General features: G+C 73.2%; 19 protein-coding genes and 1 tRNA gene. 14 read left to right on the top strand and 6 right to left on the bottom strand.

The window, feature by feature from the left end:
• Positions 1-65 precede the first annotated feature (65 nt).
• From ACQP2P_RS01570 to ACQP2P_RS01555, 4 genes are all read left to right on the top strand, one after another.
• Entirely contained in the window at positions 66-2,960 is a 2,895-nt protein-coding gene (locus tag ACQP2P_RS01570) for a BTAD domain-containing putative transcriptional regulator (protein WP_433612524.1), read from the top strand.
• An 11-nt stretch (positions 2,961-2,971) separates the two neighbouring features.
• Positions 2,972-4,357: a class II fumarate hydratase gene (locus tag ACQP2P_RS01565; RefSeq protein WP_433612522.1), complete on the top strand. Its 1,386-nt coding sequence runs from the start codon at positions 2,972-2,974 to the stop codon at positions 4,355-4,357.
• A 110-nt stretch (positions 4,358-4,467) separates the two neighbouring features.
• Positions 4,468-4,953 carry a SigE family RNA polymerase sigma factor gene (locus ACQP2P_RS01560; protein ID WP_433612520.1) on the top strand — a complete coding sequence of 162 codons (486 nt, stop codon included), beginning with the start codon at positions 4,468-4,470 and terminating at the stop codon, positions 4,951-4,953.
• On the top strand, positions 4,950-6,269 hold the full coding sequence (locus ACQP2P_RS01555) for a WD40 repeat domain-containing protein (RefSeq protein WP_433612518.1): 1,320 nt from the start codon (positions 4,950-4,952) through the stop codon (positions 6,267-6,269). The genes ACQP2P_RS01560 and ACQP2P_RS01555 overlap by 4 nt, the downstream gene beginning before the upstream one ends.
• Here the strand turns inward: ACQP2P_RS01555 and ACQP2P_RS01550 are convergent.
• From ACQP2P_RS01550 to ACQP2P_RS01535, 4 genes are all read right to left on the bottom strand, one after another.
• Positions 6,266-7,684: a WD40 repeat domain-containing protein gene (locus tag ACQP2P_RS01550; RefSeq protein ID WP_433612516.1), complete on the bottom strand. Its 1,419-nt coding sequence runs from the start codon at positions 7,682-7,684 to the stop codon at positions 6,266-6,268. The genes ACQP2P_RS01555 and ACQP2P_RS01550 overlap by 4 nt on opposite strands.
• Entirely contained in the window at positions 7,681-10,458 is a 2,778-nt protein-coding gene (locus ACQP2P_RS01545; protein ID WP_433612514.1) for a DUF4407 domain-containing protein, read from the bottom strand. The genes ACQP2P_RS01550 and ACQP2P_RS01545 overlap by 4 nt, the downstream gene beginning before the upstream one ends.
• A gap of 26 nt (positions 10,459-10,484) precedes the next feature.
• A complete protein-coding gene (locus ACQP2P_RS01540) occupies positions 10,485-11,033 on the bottom strand; it encodes a hypothetical protein (RefSeq protein WP_433612512.1) in 549 nt (182 codons plus the stop codon).
• Between the two features lie 193 nt (positions 11,034-11,226).
• Positions 11,227-13,182 carry an Ig-like domain repeat protein gene (locus ACQP2P_RS01535; RefSeq protein WP_433612510.1) on the bottom strand — a complete coding sequence of 652 codons (1,956 nt, stop codon included), beginning with the start codon at positions 13,180-13,182 and terminating at the stop codon, positions 11,227-11,229.
• On the opposite strand from ACQP2P_RS01535, the gene ACQP2P_RS01530 reads away from it, so the two are divergent.
• The 3 genes from ACQP2P_RS01530 (at position 13,166) to ACQP2P_RS01520 (ending at position 15,414) form a co-directional block, all read left to right on the top strand.
• Positions 13,166-13,987: an RNA polymerase sigma factor gene (locus ACQP2P_RS01530; protein WP_433612508.1), complete on the top strand. Its 822-nt coding sequence runs from the start codon at positions 13,166-13,168 to the stop codon at positions 13,985-13,987. The genes ACQP2P_RS01535 and ACQP2P_RS01530 overlap by 17 nt on opposite strands.
• Positions 13,984-14,619, top strand: coding sequence for a hypothetical protein (locus tag ACQP2P_RS01525; protein ID WP_433612506.1), 636 nt, complete (start codon positions 13,984-13,986; stop codon positions 14,617-14,619). Before ACQP2P_RS01530 ends, ACQP2P_RS01525 begins: the two co-directional genes overlap by 4 nt.
• A gap of 63 nt (positions 14,620-14,682) precedes the next feature.
• Entirely contained in the window at positions 14,683-15,414 is a 732-nt protein-coding gene (locus ACQP2P_RS01520; RefSeq protein WP_433612504.1) for a DUF429 domain-containing protein, read from the top strand.
• A 173-nt stretch (positions 15,415-15,587) separates the two neighbouring features.
• Here ACQP2P_RS01520 and ACQP2P_RS01515 read toward each other — a convergent pair whose 3' ends face one another.
• Positions 15,588-16,079, bottom strand: coding sequence for a hypothetical protein (locus tag ACQP2P_RS01515; RefSeq protein WP_433612502.1), 492 nt, complete (start codon positions 16,077-16,079; stop codon positions 15,588-15,590).
• Positions 16,080-16,158: 79 nt separating this feature from the next.
• On the opposite strand from ACQP2P_RS01515, the gene ACQP2P_RS01510 reads away from it, so the two are divergent.
• From ACQP2P_RS01510 to ACQP2P_RS01495, 4 genes are all read left to right on the top strand, one after another.
• Positions 16,159-16,231, top strand: a tRNA-Trp gene (locus ACQP2P_RS01510).
• Between the two features lie 21 nt (positions 16,232-16,252).
• Entirely contained in the window at positions 16,253-17,965 is a 1,713-nt protein-coding gene (locus ACQP2P_RS01505; RefSeq protein ID WP_433612500.1) for an ankyrin repeat domain-containing protein, read from the top strand.
• A 235-nt stretch (positions 17,966-18,200) separates the two neighbouring features.
• The gene (locus ACQP2P_RS01500; RefSeq protein ID WP_433612498.1) at positions 18,201-18,623 is read left to right on the top strand and encodes an excalibur calcium-binding domain-containing protein; all 423 of its coding nucleotides are present in this window, start codon (positions 18,201-18,203) and stop codon (positions 18,621-18,623) included.
• Between the two features lie 86 nt (positions 18,624-18,709).
• Positions 18,710-20,029, top strand: coding sequence for a PQQ-binding-like beta-propeller repeat protein (locus ACQP2P_RS01495; protein WP_433612496.1), 1,320 nt, complete (start codon positions 18,710-18,712; stop codon positions 20,027-20,029).
• An 18-nt stretch (positions 20,030-20,047) separates the two neighbouring features.
• On the opposite strand, the gene ACQP2P_RS01490 is transcribed toward ACQP2P_RS01495, so the two are convergent.
• Positions 20,048-20,605, bottom strand: a complete 558-nt coding sequence (locus ACQP2P_RS01490; protein WP_433612494.1) for a helix-turn-helix domain-containing protein — start codon at positions 20,603-20,605, stop codon at positions 20,048-20,050.
• A gap of 75 nt (positions 20,606-20,680) precedes the next feature.
• Between ACQP2P_RS01490 and ACQP2P_RS01485 the strand changes: the two genes are divergently transcribed.
• From ACQP2P_RS01485 to ACQP2P_RS01475, 3 genes are read left to right on the top strand one after another with little or no spacing between them, the layout of a single operon-like run.
• Positions 20,681-21,349, top strand: a complete 669-nt coding sequence (locus ACQP2P_RS01485; protein WP_433612492.1) for an AzlC family ABC transporter permease — start codon at positions 20,681-20,683, stop codon at positions 21,347-21,349.
• On the top strand, positions 21,346-21,654 hold the full coding sequence (locus ACQP2P_RS01480; protein WP_433612490.1) for an AzlD domain-containing protein: 309 nt from the start codon (positions 21,346-21,348) through the stop codon (positions 21,652-21,654). The genes ACQP2P_RS01485 and ACQP2P_RS01480 overlap by 4 nt, the downstream gene beginning before the upstream one ends.
• 13 nt (positions 21,655-21,667) lie before the next feature.
• The gene (locus ACQP2P_RS01475) at positions 21,668-23,302 is read left to right on the top strand and encodes a fumarate hydratase (protein ID WP_433612488.1); all 1,635 of its coding nucleotides are present in this window, start codon (positions 21,668-21,670) and stop codon (positions 23,300-23,302) included.
• Positions 23,303-23,694: the final 392 nt, after the last annotated feature.

The raw sequence follows: 23,694 nt of genomic DNA, 5'->3' as shown, positions 1-23,694 counted from the left end.
GGGAGGCGGCGGCCGCACAGAGGGTGATGATGCGCGATTCGACCCGATTTTCAATCCTCGGACCGGTGCAGATCCGCACACCGGCCGCGGAGATCACGGTTGCTGCGCCACGGGAACGGGTGCTGCTGGCGCTCCTGCTCCTGCGCGAGGGGCAGCTCGTACCGGTACAACAGCTCATCACGGCGCTCTGGGACACCAACCCGCCGTTGACCGCGCGGGCCCAGGTGCACAGCTGCGTCTCGCGGCTGCGGCAGGTGCTGCGCAAGGCCGGGCTGCCCGAGGACCTCGTGGTGACGGAGCCGGCGGGGTACCGGATCAAGGTCGGCCCCGAAGACCTCGACGCCGCCCTGTTCGCCTCGCTGGTCGAGCGCGGCCGGGCCGCCGCCGCGGACGGGGACCTCGCCGGCGGCCGCGACCATCTGCGCGCCGCCCTCGCGCTGTGGCGGGGCCGGCCGCTCACCGACGTCGACTCGGAGGTGGTGCGGGCCGCGGCCGCGCACCTCGAGGAGCAGTGGACCGCCGCCACCGCGCTCTGCCTCGACCTGGAGCTGCAGCTGGACCTGGCCGAGGAGGTCCTCGCCGAGGTCGCCGACCTGGTCGAGCGCTATCCGCACCACGAGCAGTTCCGCGGCCACCTCATGACCGCGCTGGCCCGCACCGGCCGGCGCGCCGACGCCCTCGCGGTGTTCCGCCGCGGCCGGGCGCTGCTGGCCGAGGAGCTCGGCATCGAGCCGGGCGCCGAGCTCGCCGACCTGCACCGGCGCATCCTCAACGGCGACGCGGAGCTGCTGCTGGCGCAGGCGCCGCGCACGCTCGGCCGCCGGGCCGCCCGCTGCCTGCCCCGCGACGTCGCCGACTTCTCGGGCCGGGCCGAGCTGGTGCGGCGGCTGGTCGGGGCGCTGCGCGACGAGCGGCCCGAGGTGATCGCGATCGACGGCATGGCCGGCATGGGCAAGACCTCCCTCGCGGTGCGGGTCGCGCACGCGGCGGCCGAGCGCTACCCGGACGGCCAGCTCTACCTCGACCTGCGCGGCCACAGCGACCGCGCCCCGCTCGACCCCGCCGAGGCGCTGGGGTCCCTGCTGCGGCAGCTGGGCGTGCCGGCCGAACGGGTCCCGCCGGGGCTGGACGACCGCGCGGTGCTCTGGCGCACCGAGCTCGCCGACCGCCAGGTGCTCGTCCTGCTGGACAACGCGCTGGACACGCGGCAGGTGCTGCCGATGCTCCCCGGCACCGCGCACACCGGCGTCGTCATCACCAGCCGGCGCCGCCTGGCCGGCCTCGACGGGGCGCAGACCGTGTCGCTGGACGTGCTGCCGGTCGAGGACGCCGTCGAGCTGCTGCGGCGGACCGTCGGCGAGCGGGCCTACGCCGATCCCGCGTGCACCGTCGAGGTCGCCGAGCTGTGCGGGCGGCTGCCGCTGGCGGTGCGGCTGGCGGGGGCGAGGCTGCAGCACCGGCCCGGCTGGAGCGTGGCCGACCTGGCCCAGCGGCTGCGCACCGCGAACCGGCGGCTGCCGGAGCTCGCGGTCGACGGAAGGACGGTCGCGGCGGCGTTCACGCTGTCGTACCAGCAGCTGGCGGTACCGCTGCAGCAGCTCTTCGCCGTTCTCGGCCTGCACCCGGCGGGCGACTTCGAGCCCGCGGCGGCCGCGGCCCTGGCCGGGCTGCCGGTCTCGCGCTGTGAAGATCTGCTGGAGGACCTGGTCGACGTGCACCTCGTGGAGGCGCCGGCGGCGGGGCGATATCGGCTGCACGACCTGTTGCGCGATTTCGCGGCCGAGCTTGCCCGGGACGACACCGCGGCGATCGGAAGACTGCTCGATCATTACTTGTACAGCGTCGTAAGCGCCACGAAGTTCATGGAGCTCTCGGACGCGAAGTCGCTGCTGCGCCTCGAGACGCCGCCGCCGACGGCGCTGGATTTCGCGGCCCCACCGGCGGCGCGGCGCTGGCTCGAGCGCGAGCTGCCGAACGTGCTCAGCGTCGCCCGGCTCGCGGCCGAGTCGGGGCACCATCGCCACACGTGCATGCTCACGCGCGCGGTCTCGCCGTTCCTGTTCGGATTCGGGTTCGGTTCGCACCAGGTCGACCTGTACGAACGCGCGATCGAGGCCGCCGTGGCCCTGCCCGACGCGGAGCTCGAGGCGGAGTCGCGCAACTACCTCGCGGCGGTCTACTTCCGGATGGGGCGCCTCACGGACGCGCTCACCACGCTGCGGACGGTCATGCGCATCGCCGAGCGGGAGGGCCTGCCGCGGCTGATCGGGACGGCGCTGACGAACCTGGCGATGCTGCACAGCCGGCTCGGGCAGTATCCGGAGGCGATCGCGTCCGCCGAGGCCGCGGCGCGGGTGCGGCTGGCCGAGATGCCGCCCAGCCTCGAGTTCAAGCTGCACAACACGGTCGCGCTCGTGCACACCCAGGCGGGCAACTACGCGCAGGCGCTCACCGCGAACCGCCGGGCCATGGCCGTCGCGCGGCGCATCGGCGGCATTCGGCCGTTCGCGATCAGCCTCGGCGAGCTCGGGCTGGTGCACCTGCACCTCGGCCACCTCGTCGTCGCCACGGCGCTGCTGCGGCGGGCCCTGGCGCTGAAGAAGGACTCCGTGAACCAGTACGGGGCGGCCGAGACGCTGAGCAAGCTCGGCACCGCGTACCGGCTGGCGGGCCGGCTCGCCGACGCCGAAACGTGCCAGCGGGCCGCCCGCGATCAGATGGAGCGCGTCGCGGACGTGTCCGGGCAGTGCCTGGCGGCGAACGACCTGGCCCTGACCCTGCGCGCGCTCGGCCGGTCCCAGGAGGCCGACTGGCTCAACAAGGAGGCGTTCGCCAAGGCCTCGCGCATCGGCGACCGCTACGAGCAGGCCCGCGCGCTCTTCGGGCTCGGCGACACGGACGACGCTGTTGCACTGTTCACATCACTCGGCGCACGGGACCTTTCCGCCCTCTCCCGCTGAAAGATGGATCCATGGAGTACCGCATCGAGCACGACACCATGGGTGAGGTCCGCGTTCCCGCGTCTGCCTTGTGGCGAGCTCAGACCCAGCGCGCGGTGGAGAACTTCCCCATCTCCGGCACGGTGCTGGAAGGCGCCCTGATCCGCGCGCTGGCCTCGATCAAGGCGGCCGCCGCCGCCGTCAACGGATCGCTCGGCGTGATCGACGCCGACATCGCCGACGCGATCGCCGACGCCGCGCGGGCGGTGGCCGACGGCGAGCACGCCGACCAGTTCCCGATCGACGTCTTCCAGACCGGCTCCGGCACCTCGTCGAACATGAACGTCAACGAGGTCGTCGCCACGCTCGCGACCCGCGCCCTGGACAAGCCGGTCCACCCGAACGACCACGTGAACGCGTCGCAGTCGTCCAACGACGTCTTCCCGTCGGCGATCCACATCGCGGTCGCCGGCGAGCTGGCGCACACCCTCTCCCCCGCGCTGACCTCCCTGGCCGGCGCGCTGTCGCGCAAGTCGGCCGAGTTCGCGACGTTCGTGAAGGCGGGCCGCACGCACCTCATGGACGCGACGCCGGTCACCCTGGGCCAGGAGTTCTCGGGGTACGCCGCGCAGGTCTCCTACGGCGTCGACCGCATCGCGGCCGTGCTGCCCCGCGTGGCCGAGCTGCCGCTGGGCGGCACCGCGGTCGGGACGGGCCTGAACACGCCGCCGGGCTTCGCCGAGCGCGCGATCGCCCTGCTGGCCGAGACCACGTCGCTGCCCCTCACCGAGGCGCGCAACCATTTCGAGGCCCAGGGCGCCCGCGACTCCCTCGTCGAGGCGTCGGGCGTGATCCGCACGATCGCCGTTGGGCTGTACAAGATCGCCAACGACATCCGCTGGATGGGCTCGGGTCCCCGGGCCGGCCTGCGGGAGCTCGCGATCCCGGACCTGCAGCCGGGCTCGTCGATCATGCCCGGCAAGGTCAACCCGGTCATTCCCGAGGCCCTGCGCCAGGTGGTCGCCCAGGTGATCGGCAACGACGCGGCGGTGGCGTTCGCGGGCTCCCAGGGCGACTTCGAGCTCAACGTGATGCTCCCCGTGATCGCGCGCAACCTGCTGGAGTCGATCCGTCTGCTGGCCAACGTGTCCCGCCTGTTCGAGGAGCGCTGCGTCGCGGACCTGGCGGCGAACCCGGACGTGCTGGAGGCCTACGCGGCCGGCTCGCCATCCATCGTGACGCCGCTGAACCGGTACCTCGGCTACGAGGAGGCCGCGGCGATCGCCAAGCAGGCGCTCAAGTCGGGCCGGACCATCCGCGAGGTGGTGCTGGAGCGCGGCCACGTCGAACGGGGCACGCTGAGCGAACAGCAGCTGGACGAGGCCCTCGACCTGCTCGGGATGACCAACTCCCGCTGATCCGGCGGCCACTACGCGGCGAGCGCGTGACCGTCGGCTGACCGGGCCGCCGAAGTTGCTCACAACCGTTCGAGGCCCTGCCGCACTCTTCCTTGAGCGGGAGGCCTGGATTGCGTGATGAGCAGGAGTTCGTGGAGTACGTCCGCGCGCGGATGCCCGTGCTGCGGCGGCTCGCGTACCGGTTGTGCGGGCAGTGGCCGGCCGCCGACGACCTGGTGCAGGAGTGCCTCGTCGCGCTCTACCGGCACTGGCGCAAGGCCGCCGCGGCCGAGTCGCTCGACGCGTACGTGCGGGCGATCCTCGTCCACGCGTACCTCGCCGAGCGGCGGCGGCCGTGGGCGCGGCGGGTGCAGCCGGCCGCCGAAGTGCCGGTGCCCGCGATGAGCCCGCCCGGGATCGAGGAGCGGCTCGACGTGCGGGCCGCGCTCGGGCGGCTCACCCGCGGGCAGCGCGCCGTGCTCGTGCTGCGGTACTGGGAGGACCTCGACGTCGCCCAGACCGCGGCCGCGCTCGGCTGCTCGCCCGGAACGGTCAAGAGCCAGACGTCCTACGCGATGGCCGCGCTGCGCCGCCTGCTGGGAGGGGGCGAGTCATGAGCGACCTCTTCACCGCCCTGCCGGACGATCCCGCCCCGCCGCTCGCCGACGGCTACCTCGACCGGGTGCTCGTGCGGGGGCGGCGTTCGGTTCGGCGCCGCCGCATCGGTACCGCCGCCGCCTGGACCGCCGTCGTCCTGGCCTTCGCCGCACTGCTGATTCCGGTCGTACCGCCGGCCGAGCGCCCGGCCGCCCCGGCGCGCCATCCCTCGGTGCCCGGCCACTTCGCCGGATACTCCACGCTCACCAGCACCGTGGAGCGCTCCGCGCCCGGGCGCGCGATCGCCATGTACACCTACGGCAGCGGCGAGCTGTTCAACATGTTCCAGCCGCTGGTCGTGGGCGCGGACGAGGACACGTACCGCCGCGTCGGCGCGGTCGAGGAGCGCGACAATCCGCAGAGCCTCCTGTCGCCGGACGGCACCCGGGTCCTCGTCGGCGAGCGGCGCGGCGAGACGACCGACCTGCTGCTCGTCGACCTCACCACCGGCGACCGGCGCGCGATCGGCCTCGGCGCGTCGCTCGAGGTGCGGCTCCTCGCCTGGTCCCCCGACGGGCGGTACGTCGCCTACGGCGCGGCCGTGACCGACACGTCCCACGGCCCGCCGGACAGCGCCGAATACGACGCCCTGCGCCACGGCACCCTGCGGCTGCTGGACCTCTCGACCGGTCGCAGCACCGCGGTCCCGTCGGTCAGGTCGCCGTTCGCGGCGGCATTCGCCCCGGACGGTGCGCGGGTGGCGGTGCAGTCGGCACAGGAGGTACACCTGCTGGATCTTCTCGGAACGGAGCAGGCCGTCGTGCCGATCGACGCCGGTCGCGGCCTGGTCGCGCGCGCGGGCTGGTCCGCGGACGGCCGCTTCCTGGCCACCGCGCCGTGGGACGGCACGGCGGTCGAGGACGGGACCTTCCTCACCGAGAACGCGCAGGTCACGTTCGTGCCGATCGTCCCCGGCCCGCCGACCCCGGCCCCCGTGGCCGGCGTGGTCCGGGTGCTGGGCTGGCGCGACCCCGACCACATGATCGCCGCGACGACGGACGAGCAGGGGCACATGAGCCTGGTCGAGGTCACCCTGTCCTCGGGCGCCCGGCGGGTGCTGTCCCGCTTCGACACCGGCACGACGTGCGAGTTCCACTTCCAGCACTGCGAGGTGGCCGACCTGCAGCTCGCGACGGGGCTGCTGCCCGACCTGGGCACGCGCGCCGCCGAGTCCGCGGACCGCGGGCCGTGGCCCTGGCCGCTGCGCGCGCTCGCCGCCCTTCCCCTGGCGGGGTTGGTGCTGCTCTACGCCCTGCTGCGCCGCCGCAGGAGCTAGGAGCGCACTCGGCGGGAGGTCGCCCGGCGGCTCGACCACCAGCCGGCCATCGACGCGGGGAGCGAGCGGAGCGGGACGGTGCGCGGGGACGGGTGCGGGCGTGCCCGGCGGGCGAGGGCGGGCGGCTCGGGGCGGCTCTCCAGCAGGAGACCCGTGGGCTCGGCGGCCAGCAGATGCCCCAGGGCGTCCGCGCAGCGCGCGTGCAGCCGCTCCCAGTCGAGGGCCCGCGGGTCCTCGGGGATCGCGCCGGCGAACCCCTCCACCAGGGTGATCGGGCGGCCGAAGCCGTCGCGGACCGGGTTGGCGCCGTCCGGGCCGTCGTCCGCGCTCGTCGTGGCGACCAGCCGGCCGTCCGGTGAGACGGCGACGGCCTCCACCCGGCCGGGCGGGCCGGCGATCGAGCGGACCGGCGCACCGTCCGGGAGGGCCGCGATGCGCAGCGAGCGACCGGGCACGGCGAGCCAGCCGCCGCGCGGGTGCACCGCGCAGCCCGGCGCCGGATCGGACCACTCGGCGACGACCCGGCCCGCGGGCTCGGCCGAGTCGCCCCAGACGCGCGCGGTGCCGTCCCAGCCGGTCGAGGCGATCCACTCGCCGTGCGGGCCGAACGCGCAGCCGGTGACCCAGCCGTCGTGGCCGGCGAGGCGGTCGGCGGCCGACCCGGTCACGAGGTCCCACACCCGGACCGTGCCGTCCCAGGATGCGCTGGCCAGCGTCCGGCCGTCCGGGGCGATCGCGCACTGCGTGACCCGATCGGTGTGGCCGGTCAGCCGCCCGCGCAGGGTCCCGGTCCGCAGGTCGACGACGTGGACGCGGTGATCGGCCCCGCCGACGGCGAGCACCGTGCCGGCCGGGTCGATCGCGCACGGGCTGACCAGCGCGACGCCGACCGGCACCCGCTGGACCTCGGCGCCGGTGGCGAGATCCCAGCGGCGCACGGTGCCGTCCCACGAGGTCGTGTACGCGCCGCGGCCGTCCGGGGCGATGACCCCGCCGCCGAGCCAGCCCTTGTGCCCGGCCAGCTTCACCGGCTCGTCGCCGCCGAGCCGCCACAGCCGCGCCGTGTGGTCCCAGGCCGTGGTGAGCAATTGGCCGCCGTCCGGGGAGAAGTCGCAGCTGACGACCCGGCCGGTGTGCCCGGTGAGGGTGTACCGCAGCCGCCGGTGCTTCGGGGAGTACACCCGCACCGTCGCGTCACTGGTCAGCGGGCGCCGCCGGAACGCCACGGCCAGCCGCGAGCCGTCCGGCTGCCGCACCACCCGCGTCTGGACCGACGTGTCCTCGGGATCGCTGTCGCGCAGCGCCGCGGTCAGCACGTCGGTTCGCCGCTCCCGGGCCAGGAAGTCCGGGGCCAGGACGGCGCGCAGCCCGAGCCGACGGCCCGGGCTGACGAGGAACGGCCACACCGCGGTCACACGTCACTCCCCGCGAGCCCCAGCTGCGGCGGCACCGGCGCGGGCGGCGGGGTCGTCGCGCGCCGCTGGTTCGGCACGTGCTCGCGCGCGCTCTCCGCCTCGAACCGCCGCAGCCGGGCCTCGAGCCGCTCGAGCAGCTTCTCCTTGGCAAGCACCGACCAGCTGGCCCGCTTCTGCAGCTCCCGGGCCTTGTCGCGCAGCTCGTCGGCGACGTCCTTGCCGATGCGCCGTCGGCCGAACCGCTCGCTCTGGGCATACGCCCGCATCCATCCAGCGTCGGGATCGCGGTCGATCTCGGCCTGGCCCCAGTTGAGCTCAATGGCCGGGACGGGCAGGGCGGTGAACTTGACGGAGATGCCGCGCACGACCCAGCCGGCGAACCCGGCCAGGCGGCGCAGCCAGTAGACGCTCTGCGCGCGCCGGGCCCGGCGGAACGCGGCCTTGACCGCCTGCGGGCCGAGATCGTTGAAGGCCTCGGTGAGCCGGTCGGGCAGCATCGCGGCGAACGGCACGTCGATGTTGATCGGATTGGGCGCGCCGACCTTGGCCATGCGGACGATGCCGTCTTCGCTGCGCTGCTCGTCGACCACGTTGCGGCCGGTCACCGACAGCGGAATGACCCGCAGCTGCCCGGCCGTCTGCCGGCCGGTGATGAGGTTGCGCATGGCCGGCACGCGCTGGATCTCCCGCAGCGCCTCCTTGAGCGTCCAGGGCCGGGCCTGCGGCGCGTGCGGGTTGGGCTCGACCAGCCGGTCCCACTTGGTGATGAGCAGCTGGATCGGGCATTCGACGTTGTTGACCAGCTGCGCGTACTCGGTGAGCTGCTGGTCCAGCTCCACGCTCTCGAGCCGGTCGAACTCGGCGTCGCGCAGCCGCATGCCGTCGATGGCCACGACGACCACATCGGCGCTCCGCAGGCGCTTGTCCAGCTCGGTGCGCAGCTCGGGCTCGATCGCGGCGTCGGTCCCGACCACCTCGCCGGCGTAGTCCCAGTACCGCAGCCGCAGCACCGGTGTGCCGCCCCGGTCGCCGCTCTCAACGTAGCAGTCGAACTCGAACTTCTCGATCGCCTCGAAGCCGGTCGCGGGCGGCCAGGCGTCACCGGGCGAGGCCAGCTGCCGGTAGTACTTGTTCAGCTGGGCCCACTTGACCGGATCGGTGCAGCGGATCGAGTACCCGCGCGGGTTGTCGTGGTCGTCGGTGCTCAGCTCGTGGTGCAGCGTCGCCATGAGCGTGGTCTTGCCGGTACCGCGGCCGCCGATCATGACGACGTTGAAGAACGGGATGCGCTTGAGCTGCGGCGCCGGCTCGGGCGGGGTGTCGTCGGCCGCGTCGTCCAGGCCGCCGGGGCCGACGTCGTCGTGCCCCTGGATCCGGCCGTCCTGGTCGAGCCGGGTGAAGCCGAGCTCGCCGGTGAAGTCCTCCAGCAGCGTCGCGCCGCCGTAGTCGCCGCCGTCGGCCTTCGGTATCCCGGGCACCGTCCAGGTCAGCTGCAGATCGTCCATGATCTTCTCGCGCTGACCGACCCGCTCCGCCGCGCGCCGCGCCTCCTCGATCGCGAGGTCGTCGCGCTGCTGCATCGCCCACATGCGGGCCCGGTTGAGCCGGTCGGCCTTGATCGCGGCGAACTCGAGCTCGCCGCGCTCGAGGCTCTCGACCGTGAGCCGGTCGTAGCGGGTGATGCCGCCGAGGAACTTGAACAGCGCCGGCACGATGTCGACGAGGATGAACAGCAGCCGGACCGCCCAGATGCCCGAGGCCAGCGTGCTGTGCTGGCCGGCCAGCACCCGCAGCGCGTCCATGCGCTCCAGCAGGCCGATGTCGCGCTGGTTGGCTCGCAGGGCGGCGGTCTGCTCCGCGATGTAGTCGTCGCGCTTCCTGCTCCACGCCGAGGTGGCCGAGCCGATGTCCTCGGTGAGCTTCGTGATGTCGGCGTCGAGGCCCGCGATGGCCTGGTGCTTCTCGGTGGTCTGGTGGGTGCGCTCGAACTCCTCGCGCGTGGCGGTGAGCTTCTGGCAGACCGGGCCGTTGCCGTACCGCCCGGTGAACCCGCTGCCCGGCTCGCCCGCGCACTCCTTGCGCTCGTTTTCGCGCATGACGGCCAGCTGGTCGTCCAGCGGCTTCACCGCCGCCTGCAGGTCCTGGCGCTGCTGCTCCTTGTTGGCCTTCTCGTCCTGGAGCCGGTTCAGCTCACCGGCCGCCGGGGCCAGCAGGTCCTCGCCGCAGCCGTCGATCGGCTGCCGGGGCGGCGGCACCGGGTTGCACCTCTCCAGCTGCGTGCTCAGCCGCCGCTCCGCCTCATCGCGGGTGTCCTTGATGTACTGCACGATCGCGGTCTCGAAGATGCGCAGCACCAGCGGCTCGGCGATGACCACGCCGATGACGACGGCGACGAGGAGCCGGATCAGCACGGAGGAGAAGCGGTGCCGCAGCTCCGGGCCGGGCGGGGTGGCGACGATCCACCGGTCGAGGTTGAGGATCACCAGGAACCACACGGCCGACGGGATCAGCACCCAGAAGGTGAACCCGCCGAGCAGCTGGCCGATCGCGAACGCCATCGACAGGAACGCCAGCGTCGCGGTCGACAGGACGGTGCCGCCGAGGCCGGTGTACCGCGGCCGCTCCTGCGGCACCCAGGACAGCAGCTCCTCGTCGACGCCCGCGAGCCGGCGCAGCATGCGCCCGGGGTGCCAGTACGGCGGAATCGGTGCCGGCTCCGGCAGGCTCGCGGTGCGCGGCGCCGGGTTGGACGCGGTCGTGCTCGGCTCGGTCAACGGGCCCCCAAGGTCGGGTGCGTGCGCTAACGGGTGGACAGCCGGATCTCGGCGAGGCGGAACTCCATGCCGGGAACCGTCAGCGGATGGGCCACGAACCGGGCCGCGACCCGGTTGCTCACCACCCGGAAGACCTCGTTGACCGTCCGGTCGGCGAGGCCGGCCGCGGTCCAGCGCAGGCGCTGGTCCTCGGCGAAGTACGTGAGCAGCTCCGGCGCGACATCGCGCAGCCCCTGCTGGGCGACGATGCACGGGTCGACCACCCGGCACCGGATGCCGAGCCGCAGGTGCAGGTCGCGGCCGGCTCGGGGCGAGGCGATCGGCAGGTCGAAGAGCATGCTGCGCGGCCGCATGTCGACCACGGCCACCCCGCGGGCGGCGACGACGAGATGGTCGCCGGGCCGCGGGTTACGGCCGCCCGGCAGCTGCTGGTAGCGCCCGTCCACCAGGAACACGAGCACCGCACCGTCGCCGGGCACCGGAATGTCGCCGAGCCGCCGGCGGCGCATGCCGAACGCCGACACGCCGGGTGGTTCGAGCGGTCGTACGTCGATGACGGGGAACGGTTTGCGCACCCGACGACCTCTCGCGACCGGCTACTGGACGTGTCGAGGCTACGGCGGAGCGCAATAGCGGCGAATCGGTCTTCCGGATCGCCGGGATCCGATGTTGTACGGGGGGAAGCGCCGACTCGGCGATGCCATTCCGGGTCCGGCACAGCACGAAGGCCGCCCCGGGCAGCGGGGCGGCCTTCGCGGTTCGGGAACGTCAGGCGGCCCGGCGGCCCGCCTGCAGCAGGCCCGCGCCGGTCACGGCCAGGGCCAGGCCGGTCAGCAGCAGCAGGCCGATCGGCGGCCCGGTCACCGGGAGGGTGCCGCCGCCGCCCGCGGTCACCGGACTCGTGACCGGGGCAGCGGCCGCGACGGTGACCGTCAGGGCCATCGCGCGCGGGCTGCCGTCCGGGGCCGCCCCCTGCGCGACCACCGTGTGCTGGGCCGCCGCCAGCTGCTGGGGCAGCGTGATCGGCGTCTGGAAGGCGCCCGTCGCGTCCGTGGTGACCCGGCCGAGCTCGATGGGGGTCGAGTAGATGGTCACCAGGACGGTGGAGTGCGGCGCGAAGCCGGTGCCGACGAACACGATCTGCTGGCCGGGTTCGGCGGTGGTGATGTTGCCGTCGGTCGTGGTGAGCGTGAGGTTCGTCGACGGCGGGGTGTCCGGCGCCGTCGGGGCCGCCGGGGTGACCGCGGTCGACGGCTCGCTCGGGACCGAGTCGCCGGCGTCGGAGTGGGCGACGACGGTGTACGTGTAGGTCGTGCCCGCGACCGCCCCCAGCACGCACGTCTTGGCACCGGTCGTGGTGCACGTCTGCGGGCCCGGGCTCGCGGTGACCGTGTACCCGGTCACGTCGGCGCCCGACGTCGGCGCGTCCCAGGTCACGGTGACCGAGGAGGCGTTCGCGGTCGCGGTGACGTTGCGCGGCCGGCTCGGCGGCGACTGAGCCGGGTTCGAGTTCGGGTCCGACGGCGGCTCGTTCACCGTCACGCTCGTGGTGCCCGAGGAGACGGCGAAGTCGGGGGCGCCGTTGTACGCGGCGTTGATCGTGCCCGTCGCCAGCGACGTGCTCGTCGTGCACGCCTCGCCGCCGCTCAGCGGCACCGCGTCGGTGAGGCCGGCGCCGGTGAAGGTGACCGTGCCCGTCGGGGTACCGCTCGCCGGCGCCTCGACGGCGACGGTCGCGCAGACCTGGACCGGCTGGCCGGCCGTCGACGGGTCGGGGGTCGCCGACACCGTCGTCTTGGTGGTGGCCGGGTCGACCGTCAGCGACTTGGTGCCGATGGAGCTGTTGAACTGCTCGTCGCCGGAGTAGGTGGCCGTGATCGTGCCGGTGGCCAGGGTCGCGGTCGTGACGCAGGCCTGGCCGGCGCCGTCGAGCAGCTTGTCCTCGTTGAGTCCGCCCGGGCCGGAGAAGTTGACCTCACCCTTCGGCGTGCCGCTGCCGGGGGCGGTCGCCGTGACGGTGGCGCACACCTCCACGCTCTCGCCCTGCGACGACGGGTCGGGCGTCGCGGTGACCGTGGTGGTCGTGTCGGCCTGGTCGCGGGTCACCGTCGTGGTGCCGGAGGAGCCGGCGAAGTCGCCGTCGCCGTCGTAGGTCGCCTTGACCGTACCGGTGGTCAGGTCGGAGTCCGTGACGCAGGCCTTGCCGGCGCTGAGGGTCGCGGACTGGCTCCCGCCCGAGTAGGTGAAGGTCACCGTGCCGGTCGGCCCGGCATCCTCGGGCAGCGCATCCCCGGTGACCGTCGCGCACAGCTGCACCGACTGGCCGCTGACGGACGGGTCGGGCGTCGCGGTGACCGTGGTGGTGGTGCTCGTCGGCTCGACCGTCACCGTCGCGGTCCCGGCCTCGGGATCGTAGGTGCTGTCGCCGTTGTACTGCGCCGTGACCGTGCCGCTTTGCAGGTCGGTGCTGCTGATGCAGGCCTCGCCCGACGTGTTCAGCGCGACGGTGCCCGTGGCGCCGGCGCCGCTGAAGGTCACCGTGCCCGTGGCCTCGGTGAGGCTCACCTCCGCGCACACCTTCACGACCTGGCCGCGGACCGAGGGGTTCGGCGTGACGTTGACGGCCACGGCCCCCGGCTGCGCGAGCACAGGAGTGGCGCCGGCGGTCAGGGCCGCGACGCTGACGACGGCCGCGAGCGCGGCTCCTATGCTGACCCTGCCCATGCACTCCCCCGCTTTCAGTAGTCAATCGGTCACTCTAAGCGACTGGGGTTCGCGTGCGGGGGCGTTCGCAATCACACCAGCGGATGGGATGATCTTTGTTTCGAGCCGCGCACTTGCGGCAACCTGGGTGCGTTTCCCGGTGTACGGTCACCGAGAAATCCGGCTCGACCTGTCCTACCGTGTGCTGGTGACGGCGTCGGTCCAGGGGGTGCGGGACGAGGACCTCGCCGTGCCGCTGGCCGCCGCGATCGACGGGGATGCCGAGGCGTTCGCGGTGCTGTGGCGGTCGCTGCATCCACTCGTGCTGCGCTACCTGCGCGTCGTGTGCGGCGACGCGGCCGAGGACGTCGCCTCCGAGACCTGGTTGCAGGTGTCACGGGATTTGGGGCGATTTGACGGTACCGCCACCGCTTTCCGCATCTGGTTGTTCCGCATCGCCCGGCATCGCGGCATCGACGAGAACCGCAAGGCCTGGCGCCGCCACGAGGAACCGCACGAGGCCGTCGACCAGCTGCGAGTCGTAGCGACCCGGGACGCGGCGACCGAGGTTCTCGAACTGGACGACACGGACCGCGCCCTGCGCCTCATCGCCGGCCTGCCTCGCGACCAGGCCGAGGCGGTGATGCTGCGCGTGGTGGCGGGCCTGGATGTCGCCGGTACCGCGCGGGTGCTGGGGAAGCGCTCCGGGGCGGTGCGGATCGCGGCGATGCGGGGGCTGCGGAAGCTGGCCGAGCACCCCGAGGTCCAGGCCCGCTCCGCCGAGTTGCCCAGCCAGCGCTCCGCCGATGAGAGGCGGGCGGGATGAAGCGGAAGCACGAGCGCCCCGAGGACCGGCTGCACGACCTGCTGTCCGCGGCGGCCGCGCCGGGCCGGCGGCATGAGCTGCGGGGCGAGGAGGAGGCGGTCGCGGCGTTCCGCCAGGAGTACCGGCCGCGCACCGCCCCCGCACGCCGCCCTCGCCGCAAGCGCCGCCTGCTCGCGGTCGTGGCCACGGCGGTGGTGGCGGTCGGCGTGGGCGGCACGGCGTTCGCGGCGAGCACGGGCCACCTCCCGGCGCCGGTCCAGACCTGGCTCGACAGCCACACGTCGTCCGGCTCCTCCCCGACGTCGACCGTGCCGGCGCCGCAGCTCTCACGCGGCTCGCCGTCACCGTCGCCCCGCCCGAGCACGACGCCGCTGGAGTCCTGCCGCGCCTGGAACGCCCGCGCCGACAAACCGGTCACCGAGGAGCTGCGCCGGGAACTGTCCCTGCTGGCCGGCGGCGAGGCGTCCGTCGACTCCTACTGCCGCCGCGTGCTCGGCACCGTGTCAACCTCCCCCTCGGCACCCCCGCCTCACCCGTCGACCAGCACGGCCGCTCCTCCGACGAGCGACCGGAACGGCGGCGACGATCAGGGCGAAAACGACAATTCGGGCGGAAACGACGACAACGGCTGACGCCAGCGCGGGGCGTGCGGCCGGGGTGTAACACCGCGCGGGCCGGCGCCGCTGTTTTATCTCGTGCTCACCGCAGGAGTCGATCTCGCTCCCACCGACGAGCGGACCGCCCTCGCGACCATCGCATGGTCGCGCGGCCGGGCCACGCTGCGCGAGCTGGCCGTCGGCGTGCCCGACGCGCGGGTCGTGGCGGCCGTTCGCGGGGCCGGAAAAACCGGGCTGAACTGCGCGCTCGGCTGGCCGGAACCGTTCGCCGCGCTCGTGAACGCGCACCGCGTCGGGCACACCGCGTCGCTGCCGAGCAAGGAGAACGGCGCGAACTGGCGGCGGGCGATGATGTACCGCGCGACCGACGAGGTCGTCCGCGCCAACGTCCCCGGCGTCGTGCCGGCCAGCGTCGCCGCGGACCGCCAGGGCCACGCCGCCCTGCGGTGCGCCGCGCTGCAGGCCATGCTCGCCCGCTCCGGCCAGGACGTCGACCGCAGCGGGACCGGCCTGATCGTCGAGACCCACCCGGCGGCTTCGCTGCACCGCTGGGGTGTCACCCGCCGCTACAAGGGCCGGCACGAGGGCCTGGCCGCCGCCCTGCTCGAGGCCGCGCCGTGGCTCGACGTCGGCTCGTTCGGCCCGCTGGTGACCACCAACCGCGACGCGTTCGACGCCGTGGTCGCCGCCCTGACCGCGCGCGCCGCGGCGCTCGGCCTGACGATCCGCCCCGACGGCAACCAGCTCGCCCTGGCGAAGATCGAGGGCTGGACCGCCATCCCGTCGGCCGGACTCGATCACCTGCCGTAGCCGTTTGCGAACCACCCCCGATCCGAAGACGCCGTGGCGCGCGCTATGGATCACAAGGAAACGCGCGCATGCCTGGGCGGTGCCGGCTCCCATCTTCAAACCTCAGCATAATTACTGAGAAAAATTCACATCCTCCACGAGCACGCTGCGTGAAACACCGTCACGCTCAGTTGCTAGATCGACTCGTCCAAGTGGGCATTCCAGACAGCGTTGGCCTCCTCGTGGGAGTCGACGCCGTTGAAGAACGCGTCCGCCAGGTTGCCCGACTCCGACTCCGGCACCCCCTCGATCTCCAGGAACTTGGGGCGGTGCACCGCGAACGGCTCCGGGCGATACGGCACGGCGATGACCAGCTTCTTGCGCACCGGGCCGTATTCGACCGCCTCGGCGATCAGGGCGTCCACCTTGCCCACCTCGAGGTGGATGTACGCGTCGAGCACGAGCACCGCCCGCGCCCACCCCTCCACATTGGACTCCAGCGCCTCCCGGCCCTTGCGCGCGCCCTCGGCGAGGTCGTCCGCGACGAAGCGGGTCAGGCCGCGCTGGCCGCTCGCATCCTCGTAGCCGAGGATCGGGGTCAGCGGGCCGCCGTCGGACACGCTCCACACCCCGTGCGCGGCGAAGAACCCGGCGAGTCTCGCGAAGCCGTACATGAGCGCCAGCATCCCACGCGACCCCGGCCGGTGCTGCCCGGAAACCGCAGAACACGAGCCGGTTGCCAGAGATCCCTAGACTCTGCTCGGCGGGGTCGTAGCGCAGAGGTAGACGCATCGGAATCCAAATCCGAAGAACGCCGGTTCGACTCCGGCCGGCCCCGCCCTCGAGAAATGGAGGATGGATGCGACCGTTGCATCCGTCCGCGGTGCCGGCGACGATGATCGAGCGCGCGACCGAGCGCCGCGAGGCGGGCGACTGGCAGGGCGCCTGCGCGGCCGCGGGTGTGCTGCTCGGCTTCGAGCTCCGCTCGGTCGAGCGCCGGCTCGGGCCCGAGGCCGTCGACAAGGCCGAGGACGACCTGCGCCACCTGGTGCCGGACCTGCTGCGCTGGCACATCCCCCGCGACCACGCCGGCCTCCCGCGCACCGACGCCTTCTACCCGCTCACACTCCTGCCCGACGACCACGCGGTGTTCGCGCGGGCCGAGGCGCGCACGCAGCGAATCCAGCTGTGCTTCGGGCGCATGATCGAGCAGCCGGGCCGGCGGGACGACACGTTCGTGCTGCTGCGGGACCGGTGGGATTCCCGGTGTACCGCCGAAAAACTGACGAGATCCGGCGGAGTCACCCGGCTGCCGTTCTTCACCGCGACCGGGGAACGGCTGCCGGAGGACGCGCTCGGCGACGACTCCCCCGAGGGGCGGGTCGAGCGCGCGCTGCGGGCCCGGACCCAGGCGGCCGCGTGGGCGATCGCCGGATACGACCTGCGCGTCCTGCTCTTCGATCGCCGCTTCGGCCGCGAGCGCGTCGACCCCGCCGCGTTCGCGATCGACCCCCGCCGGCGCAACCACGCGCGCGGGGTCGCGGTCGAGCACGCGCTGGCCCCGCTGCGCCCGGTGCAGGCCGCGCTCGCCGACGCCGCGCGGCGCACCCTCGAATACGTGGCCGAGCTGCGCTTCAGCGCGCCGCATCGCGATCCGCGCGTCGTCCCGCCCCCGCCGCACCCGATGACCGAGGTCGACGACCACCGGGGCCTGGTGCGGCTCGACGTGCGGGGCCGCACGGTCGTGCTCGACGGCACCCGCGCGCGGCTGCTGACCCGCGCGCCCTATCACGAGGCCGACGGGTCCCGCTTCGACGCCGAGCTCGACGAGTTCGGCACGCTGCTCGAGCGCATCCCGATCGTGCCGCCGGCGCTGGTCCGCCGCCCGGAGGAGTTCGACGCGCTGCTCGACGGGCCGGTCCGCCTGCACCCGCTGGCGCATCGGGCCCTCTTTCCGAAAGCCCCGGCAGCGGTACCGCCAGAGCCAACCCGCCTCCCCACCGCCATCCGCGTGCGGTGCGACCACGCGACCCACGAGGTCGTCATGCGCGACGGTGCGACCGTCATCCCGCACACCCCCGCCGAGATCGACCGCGAGCTGGCCCTGGCCGCGCTCGGCGGCGAGCTGCAGGGCTGCGTGGCCGCGCGGGAGGGCTGGCGCGATCCCGCGCACCGCCCGCCGCAGCGGGTGCTGCGGCTGCAGGTCGAGCTGATGCACGTCATCCAGCACGGCGACACCGCCGCCGTGCTGGATGCGCTGGAGCGCGGCCTCGACCCGCACGTGCGCTTCCGGGCGCACGGCGAGACCCTCCTGCACCTGCTCCCGCTGCTGCCGGGCGGCGACCCGCTGCTGCCCCGCCTGCTCGCGGCCGGCCTGGACCCGAACGCCCGCGACTCCCGCGGCCGCACGCCGCTGCACGAGGCCGTGGCCCGGGGCTCGGCGGCCCTGGTGCGCCGCCTGCTGAAGGCGGGCGCCGACCCGACGGCCCGCGCGAACCCCGGCGGCTACACGGACATGGCGGGCTTCACGGGCCGCCCGGACCTGGACTTCCTGCGGGGCATGCTCCTCTGAGGGCGCCCGCCGCCCCGACCCGGCCTTCGCACGCATCGAGCGTCTGCACTCCGCTCGGGCCGGGCCGTAGCGCAGCGGTCGGTGCACTGCCTCGCCAGGGCGGGGAACGCCGGTTCGATGGTGGCCGGCTCCGCCCTTGCGCTGTCCCGGACCGCCGAACGGTTCCGCATGTTCGGCCGTCCGGCTCACCGCCCCACCTGATCCATTCCGGCTGCCGGTGCACGAAGATCGAGTGGTGATCGTTCGCCGCCTCCTTGTCGCCGCCCTCGCCGTCGCCGCGCTCGCCGCCTGCGATCCGAACACGCCGGCCAAGCCGAACAACCTCGTGGGCGTCGCGCCATCGGCCGAGGCGAGCCCGAGCGAGTCGCCGAGCCCGTCACCGTCGCCGTCGCCGTCGATGACGCCGTCCGCGGAGATCCCGGCCGCGACCACGGCCGTGCCGACGACGCAGCCGCCGGCCCCCGCGGCCACGACGAAGAAGCCCGCCCCGGCGAAGACGACGACGAAGCCGCCCGCGCCGAGGACCACCCCGCCGGCGGCCGTCTACTACAAGAACTGCGCCGACGTCCGCGCCCACGGAGCCGCCCCGCTGTATCGGGGCCAGCCCGGATACCGCTCGGGCCTGGACCGGGACAACGACGGCGTGGCGTGCGAGTGAGCCCCCCACCTTCGGGTGAATCCCCTCGACACGGGTAAATGGGGCGATCCGCCGGAGTACAGTGCCGCGGCGCTACGCTCGCGGCCGTGGCTAGGGGAGCGGTCCGCAACTTCGAGACGGCGCTCGGCGCGATCGGTGTGCTGGCGCTCATCATCACCGCGATCATCGTGACCGGCTGGAACCCGCTGCCGAAGGTCACCGACTGGTGGAACAAGGTCGCCGACAGCACGAGCAAGCTGTCGACCCCGGACACGACGTGGACCGAGCGCGTGGGCGGGCAGCCCTCGTCGGCCGTGGTCGCCGGCACGGCCGCCGTCGTCAGCATGCGGGGCACCGTCGAGGGGCGGTCGCTGAGCTCGGGCCAGGTGCTGTGGACCAAGGAGGCCGACTGGGCCGGGGTCGCGGGCGACGGCTCGAACACGGTCGCGATCGTCGGGCGGCGCGGTGTCGGGCTCGAGGCGCTGGACCCGGCGAGCGGCACGGCGAAGTGGAAGGACGGCGACGCGGTCGGGGCGTGGACGTATCGGGACTCGGTGCTGACGCTGTCGTGCGGGGGGCTCAGCGACTGCACGCTCACGGCGCGGGCGCCGCGCGACGGGGCGCAGATCTGGAAGCTCACGCTGCCGGGGATCGGGCGGGTGCTGAACGGCATCAACAGCGATCTGCTCGGGACCGAGGTCAAGGCCGACGCGTACCGCGAGGCCATCGACGCCATGCCGCGGGCGATCCCGGCGATGCTGGGGTTCCCGATCGAGCAGAAGGTCAAGGTCGTCGACACCGGCCGCGGCAAGCTGCTGCCCGAGGCGAGCCCGTCGAAGACGTCGCGGGTCGTCGTCGCGGGCGGGCGGGTGCTGGTGTCGACGGCGGCGCCGAAGGACGGCAACTGCCGGTACACCCTCGAAGGCCGCGACGCGAGCACCGGCAAGACCGTGTGGAAGAAGGACGGCTACGACCTGCACACGGCCTCCGGCGCCGGGTGTGAGCAGCGCCGGGACCCGGCCGGTGCCGACTCCGTGCTCATCGCGACCCGCGGCGACAACCGCGAGGTGTTCCTCTCCCCGCGCGACGGGCGCGAGATGTGGGCCGGCGCCGAGGGGGACGAGATCGTGGCGGCCGACAGCCAGTACGGCCTGGTGCGCTCCAACGGCGGCAAGACGCTCTCGGTCGTCGGCTTCGACAAGGGCGGGCGGCTCTGGCAGCACGAGGTCCCGGAGAAGGCGGACATCGCGGTGTCGCGCTATGCGGTGCTCGTGCGCGACTCCGCCGGCGGGCGGCTGCTCGCCTACGCGCCGGACAGCGGGCGCACCCTCGTGGATGCGAAGACGACCGCGGACGTGCTCGGCATCGGCGACCGCGGCATGATGATCGGCCGCGGCCGGACGATCGGCTATCTGCCGTTCAATTGACGGATTCGGTACCGGCGCTCAGCGATGCTCCATGACCAGCGCGAACGAGGTGTTCGGGGCCAGCGCCTCGTAGCCGTGCGCGACGTCCCCGGCGAAGGAGGCGTAGTCGTGGACGTCGAGGTCGACCGGTGAGTCCTCGGGCCCGACCCGCATCCGCCCGCTGATCATCACCACGTGCTCGATGGTGCCGGCCAGGTGCGCGTCGGCCCTGCGGGCGCCGACGGGCTCGACGCGCATCAGGTAGATGTCGCGGCGTACTCCCGGCGGGGAAGTCGCCAGGAGGGTACCGATGAAGTCCGCCTGTTCGGACTTCACCGTCGGGCCCTCTCCGGCCCGGATCACGCGGGGTGCGGTCGGCGGCGGCTCGACCAGGCGGCTGAACGGCACGTTGAGCGCGACGGCGAGGGCCCAGAGCGTCTCGATGTTGGGGTTGCCGGCCCCGGACTCGAGCTGGCTGAGCGTCGACTTCGCGATGCCCGCGCGCTTGGCGACCTCGCTCAGGGACAGCTTCTCCCGCTCCCGCTCGCGGCGCAGGGCGGCGGCGATGAGGTCGATCGGGGGCTTGGTGGGGTCCAAGGCACATCCGTTCGGTGTGTCGAACGACTTATTCGGCTTGACGAACACTCGTGACTCGGTCCAGCATACCGAACTATGCGTTCGATTCTCCGAACAGATCCCATCGCCCGGGACGTCGCGGCGCTGTGTGCGGCGGGTGTGGTCGTCGGGTTGTCGTTCGGCGCGATCGCCTCGGCCGCCGGGGTGCCGTTGTCGCAGATCGTCGCCATGAACGCGCTCGTGTACGCGGGCGGCGCCCAGTTCCTCGCCGTCGGCATGGCCGGCGCCGGGGCCACCACGGCCGCGATCGCGCTCGCCGGGCTGCTGCTCAACGCCCGGCACCTGCCGTTCGGCCTGGCGATCGGCAACGAGGTGCTCGGGGAGGGCCGCGGCGCGCGGCTGCTCGGCAGCCACCTCATGACCGACGAGTCGGTCGCCTTCGCGCTGGCCCAGTCCGACCCGGCCCGCCGCCGCCGCGCGTACTGGATGACCGGGATCTGCCTGTTCCTGACCTGGAACGTCGCCGGGGCCGCGGGCGCGATCGTGGGGTCCGCGCTCGGCGACCCGGAGACGTTCGGCATCGACGCGGCGTTCCCGGCCGCGCTGCTGGCGCTCACGCTGCCGTCGCTGAAGGACCGGCCGTCGCTGCGGGTCGCGATCGGTGCGGCGGCGCTCGCCCTGGTCGCGACCCCGTTCCTGCCCGCGGGACTTCCCGTGCTGGCCGCACTGCTCGCGCTCGTCCTCGGAAGGAAGCAGGCGTCATGAACTGGATCGCGATCGTCGTGCTCGCCGCCGGGACCTACGCGTTGCGCTTCGCCGGACCCGTCCTGCGCGACCGGATCACGGTGTCGGACGAGCTGAAGCGGTACCTCTCGCTCGCGGCCATCGCCCTGCTGGCCGCGCTCATCGCCACCGCCGCGCTGGTGGAGGGCGGCAAGTTCGTCGGCATCGCACGCCCGGCCGGGGTGCTGGTCGGGGCCGTGCTCGCGTGGCGCAAGGCGCCGTTCGTGGTCGTCGTGGTGGCCGCGGCACTGACGGCCGCCCTGCTCAGGGTCGCCGGAGTCGAGTAATACAGTCGAGGGCATGCCCGACTTCGCGTTCTCCCCGCTGCTGCCGCTCGGACCCGACACCACCGAATACCGCCTGGTCACCAGCGACGGGGTCGGCCGCGACGGACGGTTCCTGACCGTCGAGCCGGAGGCGCTGACCCGCCTCACGGACGAGGCCATGCACGACATCGCGCACTTCCTGCGCCCGGCCCACCTGACCCAGCTGCGCTCGATCATCGACGACCCGCAGGCCTCGCCGAACGACCGGTTCGTCGCCCTCGACCTGCTGCGCAACGCCAACATCGCCGCGGGCGGGGTGCTGCCGATGTGCCAGGACACCGGCACGGCGATCGTCATGGGCAAGCGCGGCCGGTTCGTGCTCACCGACGGCAACGACGAGCAGGCGATCGCCCGGGGCGTGTTCGACGCCTACACGCGCCTCAACCTGCGCTACTCGCAGCTCGCCCCGCTGACCATGTGGGACGAGAAGAACACGGGGTCCAACCTGCCGGCGCAGATCGAGCTGTACGCCGAGGGCGACGACGCGTACAAGTTCCTCTTCATGGCCAAGGGCGGCGGATCGGCCAACAAGAGCTACCTGTATCAGGAGACGAAGGCCCTGCTCAACCCGACCCGCATGATGCAGTTCCTCGAGGAGAAGCTGCGCCTCATCGGCACGGCCGCCTGCCCGCCCTACCACCTGGCGATCGTGATCGGCGGCACGTCGGCCGAGCACGCGCTGAAGACGGCGAAGCTGGCCTCGGCGAAGTACCTCGACACCCTGCCCCTGGAGGGCTCGTCCGTCGGCCACGGCTTCCGGGACGTGGCGCTGGAGGCCGAGGTCCTCCAGCTCACGCGCGAGTTCGGCATCGGGGCGCAGTTCGGCGGACGGTACTTCTGCCACGACGTGCGCGTCGTGCGCCTCCCGCGCCACGGCGCCTCCTGCCCGGTCGCGATCGCGGTCTCCTGCTCCGCCGACCGCCAGGCCGTCGCGAAGATCAACGAGCAGGGCGTGTGGCTCGAGCAGCTCGAACGCGACCCGGCCCGCTTCCTGCCCGACGTCACCGACGAGCACCTCGACGACGACGTCGTGGCCGTGGACCTCAACCGCCCGATGGCCGAGATCCGCGCCCAGCTGTCGCAGCTGCCGGTGAAGACGCGCCTGTCGCTGACCGGCCCGCTGGTCGTGGCCCGCGACATCGCCCACGCGAAGATCGCCGAGCGCCTCGACGCGGGCGAGCCGATGCCGCAGTACATGCGCGACCACGCCGTCTACTACGCCGGCCCGGCGAAGACCCCGGAGGGCTACGCGTCGGGCTCGTTCGGCCCGACGACCGCGGGGCGCATGGACTCGTACGTCGAGAAGTTCCAGGCCGCCGGCGGCTCGATGGTCATGCTCGCCAAGGGCAACCGCTCGAAGCAGGTGACGAACGCCTGCCACCAGTACGGCGGCTTCTACCTGGGCTCGATCGGCGGCCCGGCCGCGCGGCTGGCGCAGGACTGCATCAAGCACGTCGAGGTGCTGGAGTATCCGGAGCTCGGCATGGAGGCGGTCTGGAAGATCGACGTGGTCGACTTCCCGGCCTTCATCGTGGTCGACGACAAGGGCAACGACTTCTTCGCCGAGGTGACGAGTCCTAAGAACCTCTATCAGATCAGCACGCGGTAACGCTGCGTCTGTGCAGGTCGCAAGGGGGTGCACACCGTGCACCCCCTACTTCTTTGCCCGGACGGCGTCCACGTAGCACGGAAGCGGCAGCAGGCCCGCGGCACCCCGGACGCACCACGAACTCACAGCACCGCACCTCTCGCGGCGGGACTCGACAAGGCGCCCAAGGGCTTCATCGACCCGCGAACTGTTCATCATGTGGGGCACTTTCGTACCGGAGTTCGGCACCGGACGCAGGTGAGTTATCCACAGCGACCGAGCAGAAATTCGGACCAAATACGTGAAATACCCTACGGGTTATCCACAGGCGCGAGTTATCCACAGGCTGCCGATCATTTGAGGCCTTGAAGCGCAGCGGCTGTGTGCGACGGGGGTGCGTAAAACTGTCGTCC

Source organism: Dactylosporangium sp. CA-139114 (assembly GCF_050955725.1).
GTDB lineage: Bacteria > Actinomycetota > Actinomycetes > Mycobacteriales > Micromonosporaceae > Dactylosporangium.
The sequence above is the reverse complement of the archived record's forward strand: the minus strand, read 5'-3'. Positions and strand labels throughout refer to the sequence as shown.

Bases quoted from the DNA above. Each gene is read 5' to 3' on its own strand.
- ACQP2P_RS01565 (WP_433612522.1), top strand. From the start codon at position 2,972: ATGGAGTACCGCATCGAGCACGACACCATGGGTGAGGTCCGCGTTCCC.
- ACQP2P_RS01555 (WP_433612518.1), top strand. From the start codon at position 4,950: ATGAGCGACCTCTTCACCGCCCTGCCGGACGATCCCGCCCCGCCGCTC.
- ACQP2P_RS01530 (WP_433612508.1), top strand. From the start codon at position 13,166: ATGCTGACCCTGCCCATGCACTCCCCCGCTTTCAGTAGTCAATCGGTC.
- ACQP2P_RS01535 (WP_433612510.1), bottom strand. From the start codon at position 13,182: ATGGGCAGGGTCAGCATAGGAGCCGCGCTCGCGGCCGTCGTCAGCGTC.
- ACQP2P_RS01525 (WP_433612506.1), top strand. From the start codon at position 13,984: ATGAAGCGGAAGCACGAGCGCCCCGAGGACCGGCTGCACGACCTGCTG.
- ACQP2P_RS01515 (WP_433612502.1), bottom strand. From the start codon at position 16,079: ATGCTGGCGCTCATGTACGGCTTCGCGAGACTCGCCGGGTTCTTCGCC.
- ACQP2P_RS01505 (WP_433612500.1), top strand. From the start codon at position 16,253: ATGCGACCGTTGCATCCGTCCGCGGTGCCGGCGACGATGATCGAGCGC.
- ACQP2P_RS01485 (WP_433612492.1), top strand. From the start codon at position 20,681: ATGCGTTCGATTCTCCGAACAGATCCCATCGCCCGGGACGTCGCGGCG.
- ACQP2P_RS01480 (WP_433612490.1), top strand. From the start codon at position 21,346: ATGAACTGGATCGCGATCGTCGTGCTCGCCGCCGGGACCTACGCGTTG.
- ACQP2P_RS01475 (WP_433612488.1), top strand. From the start codon at position 21,668: ATGCCCGACTTCGCGTTCTCCCCGCTGCTGCCGCTCGGACCCGACACC.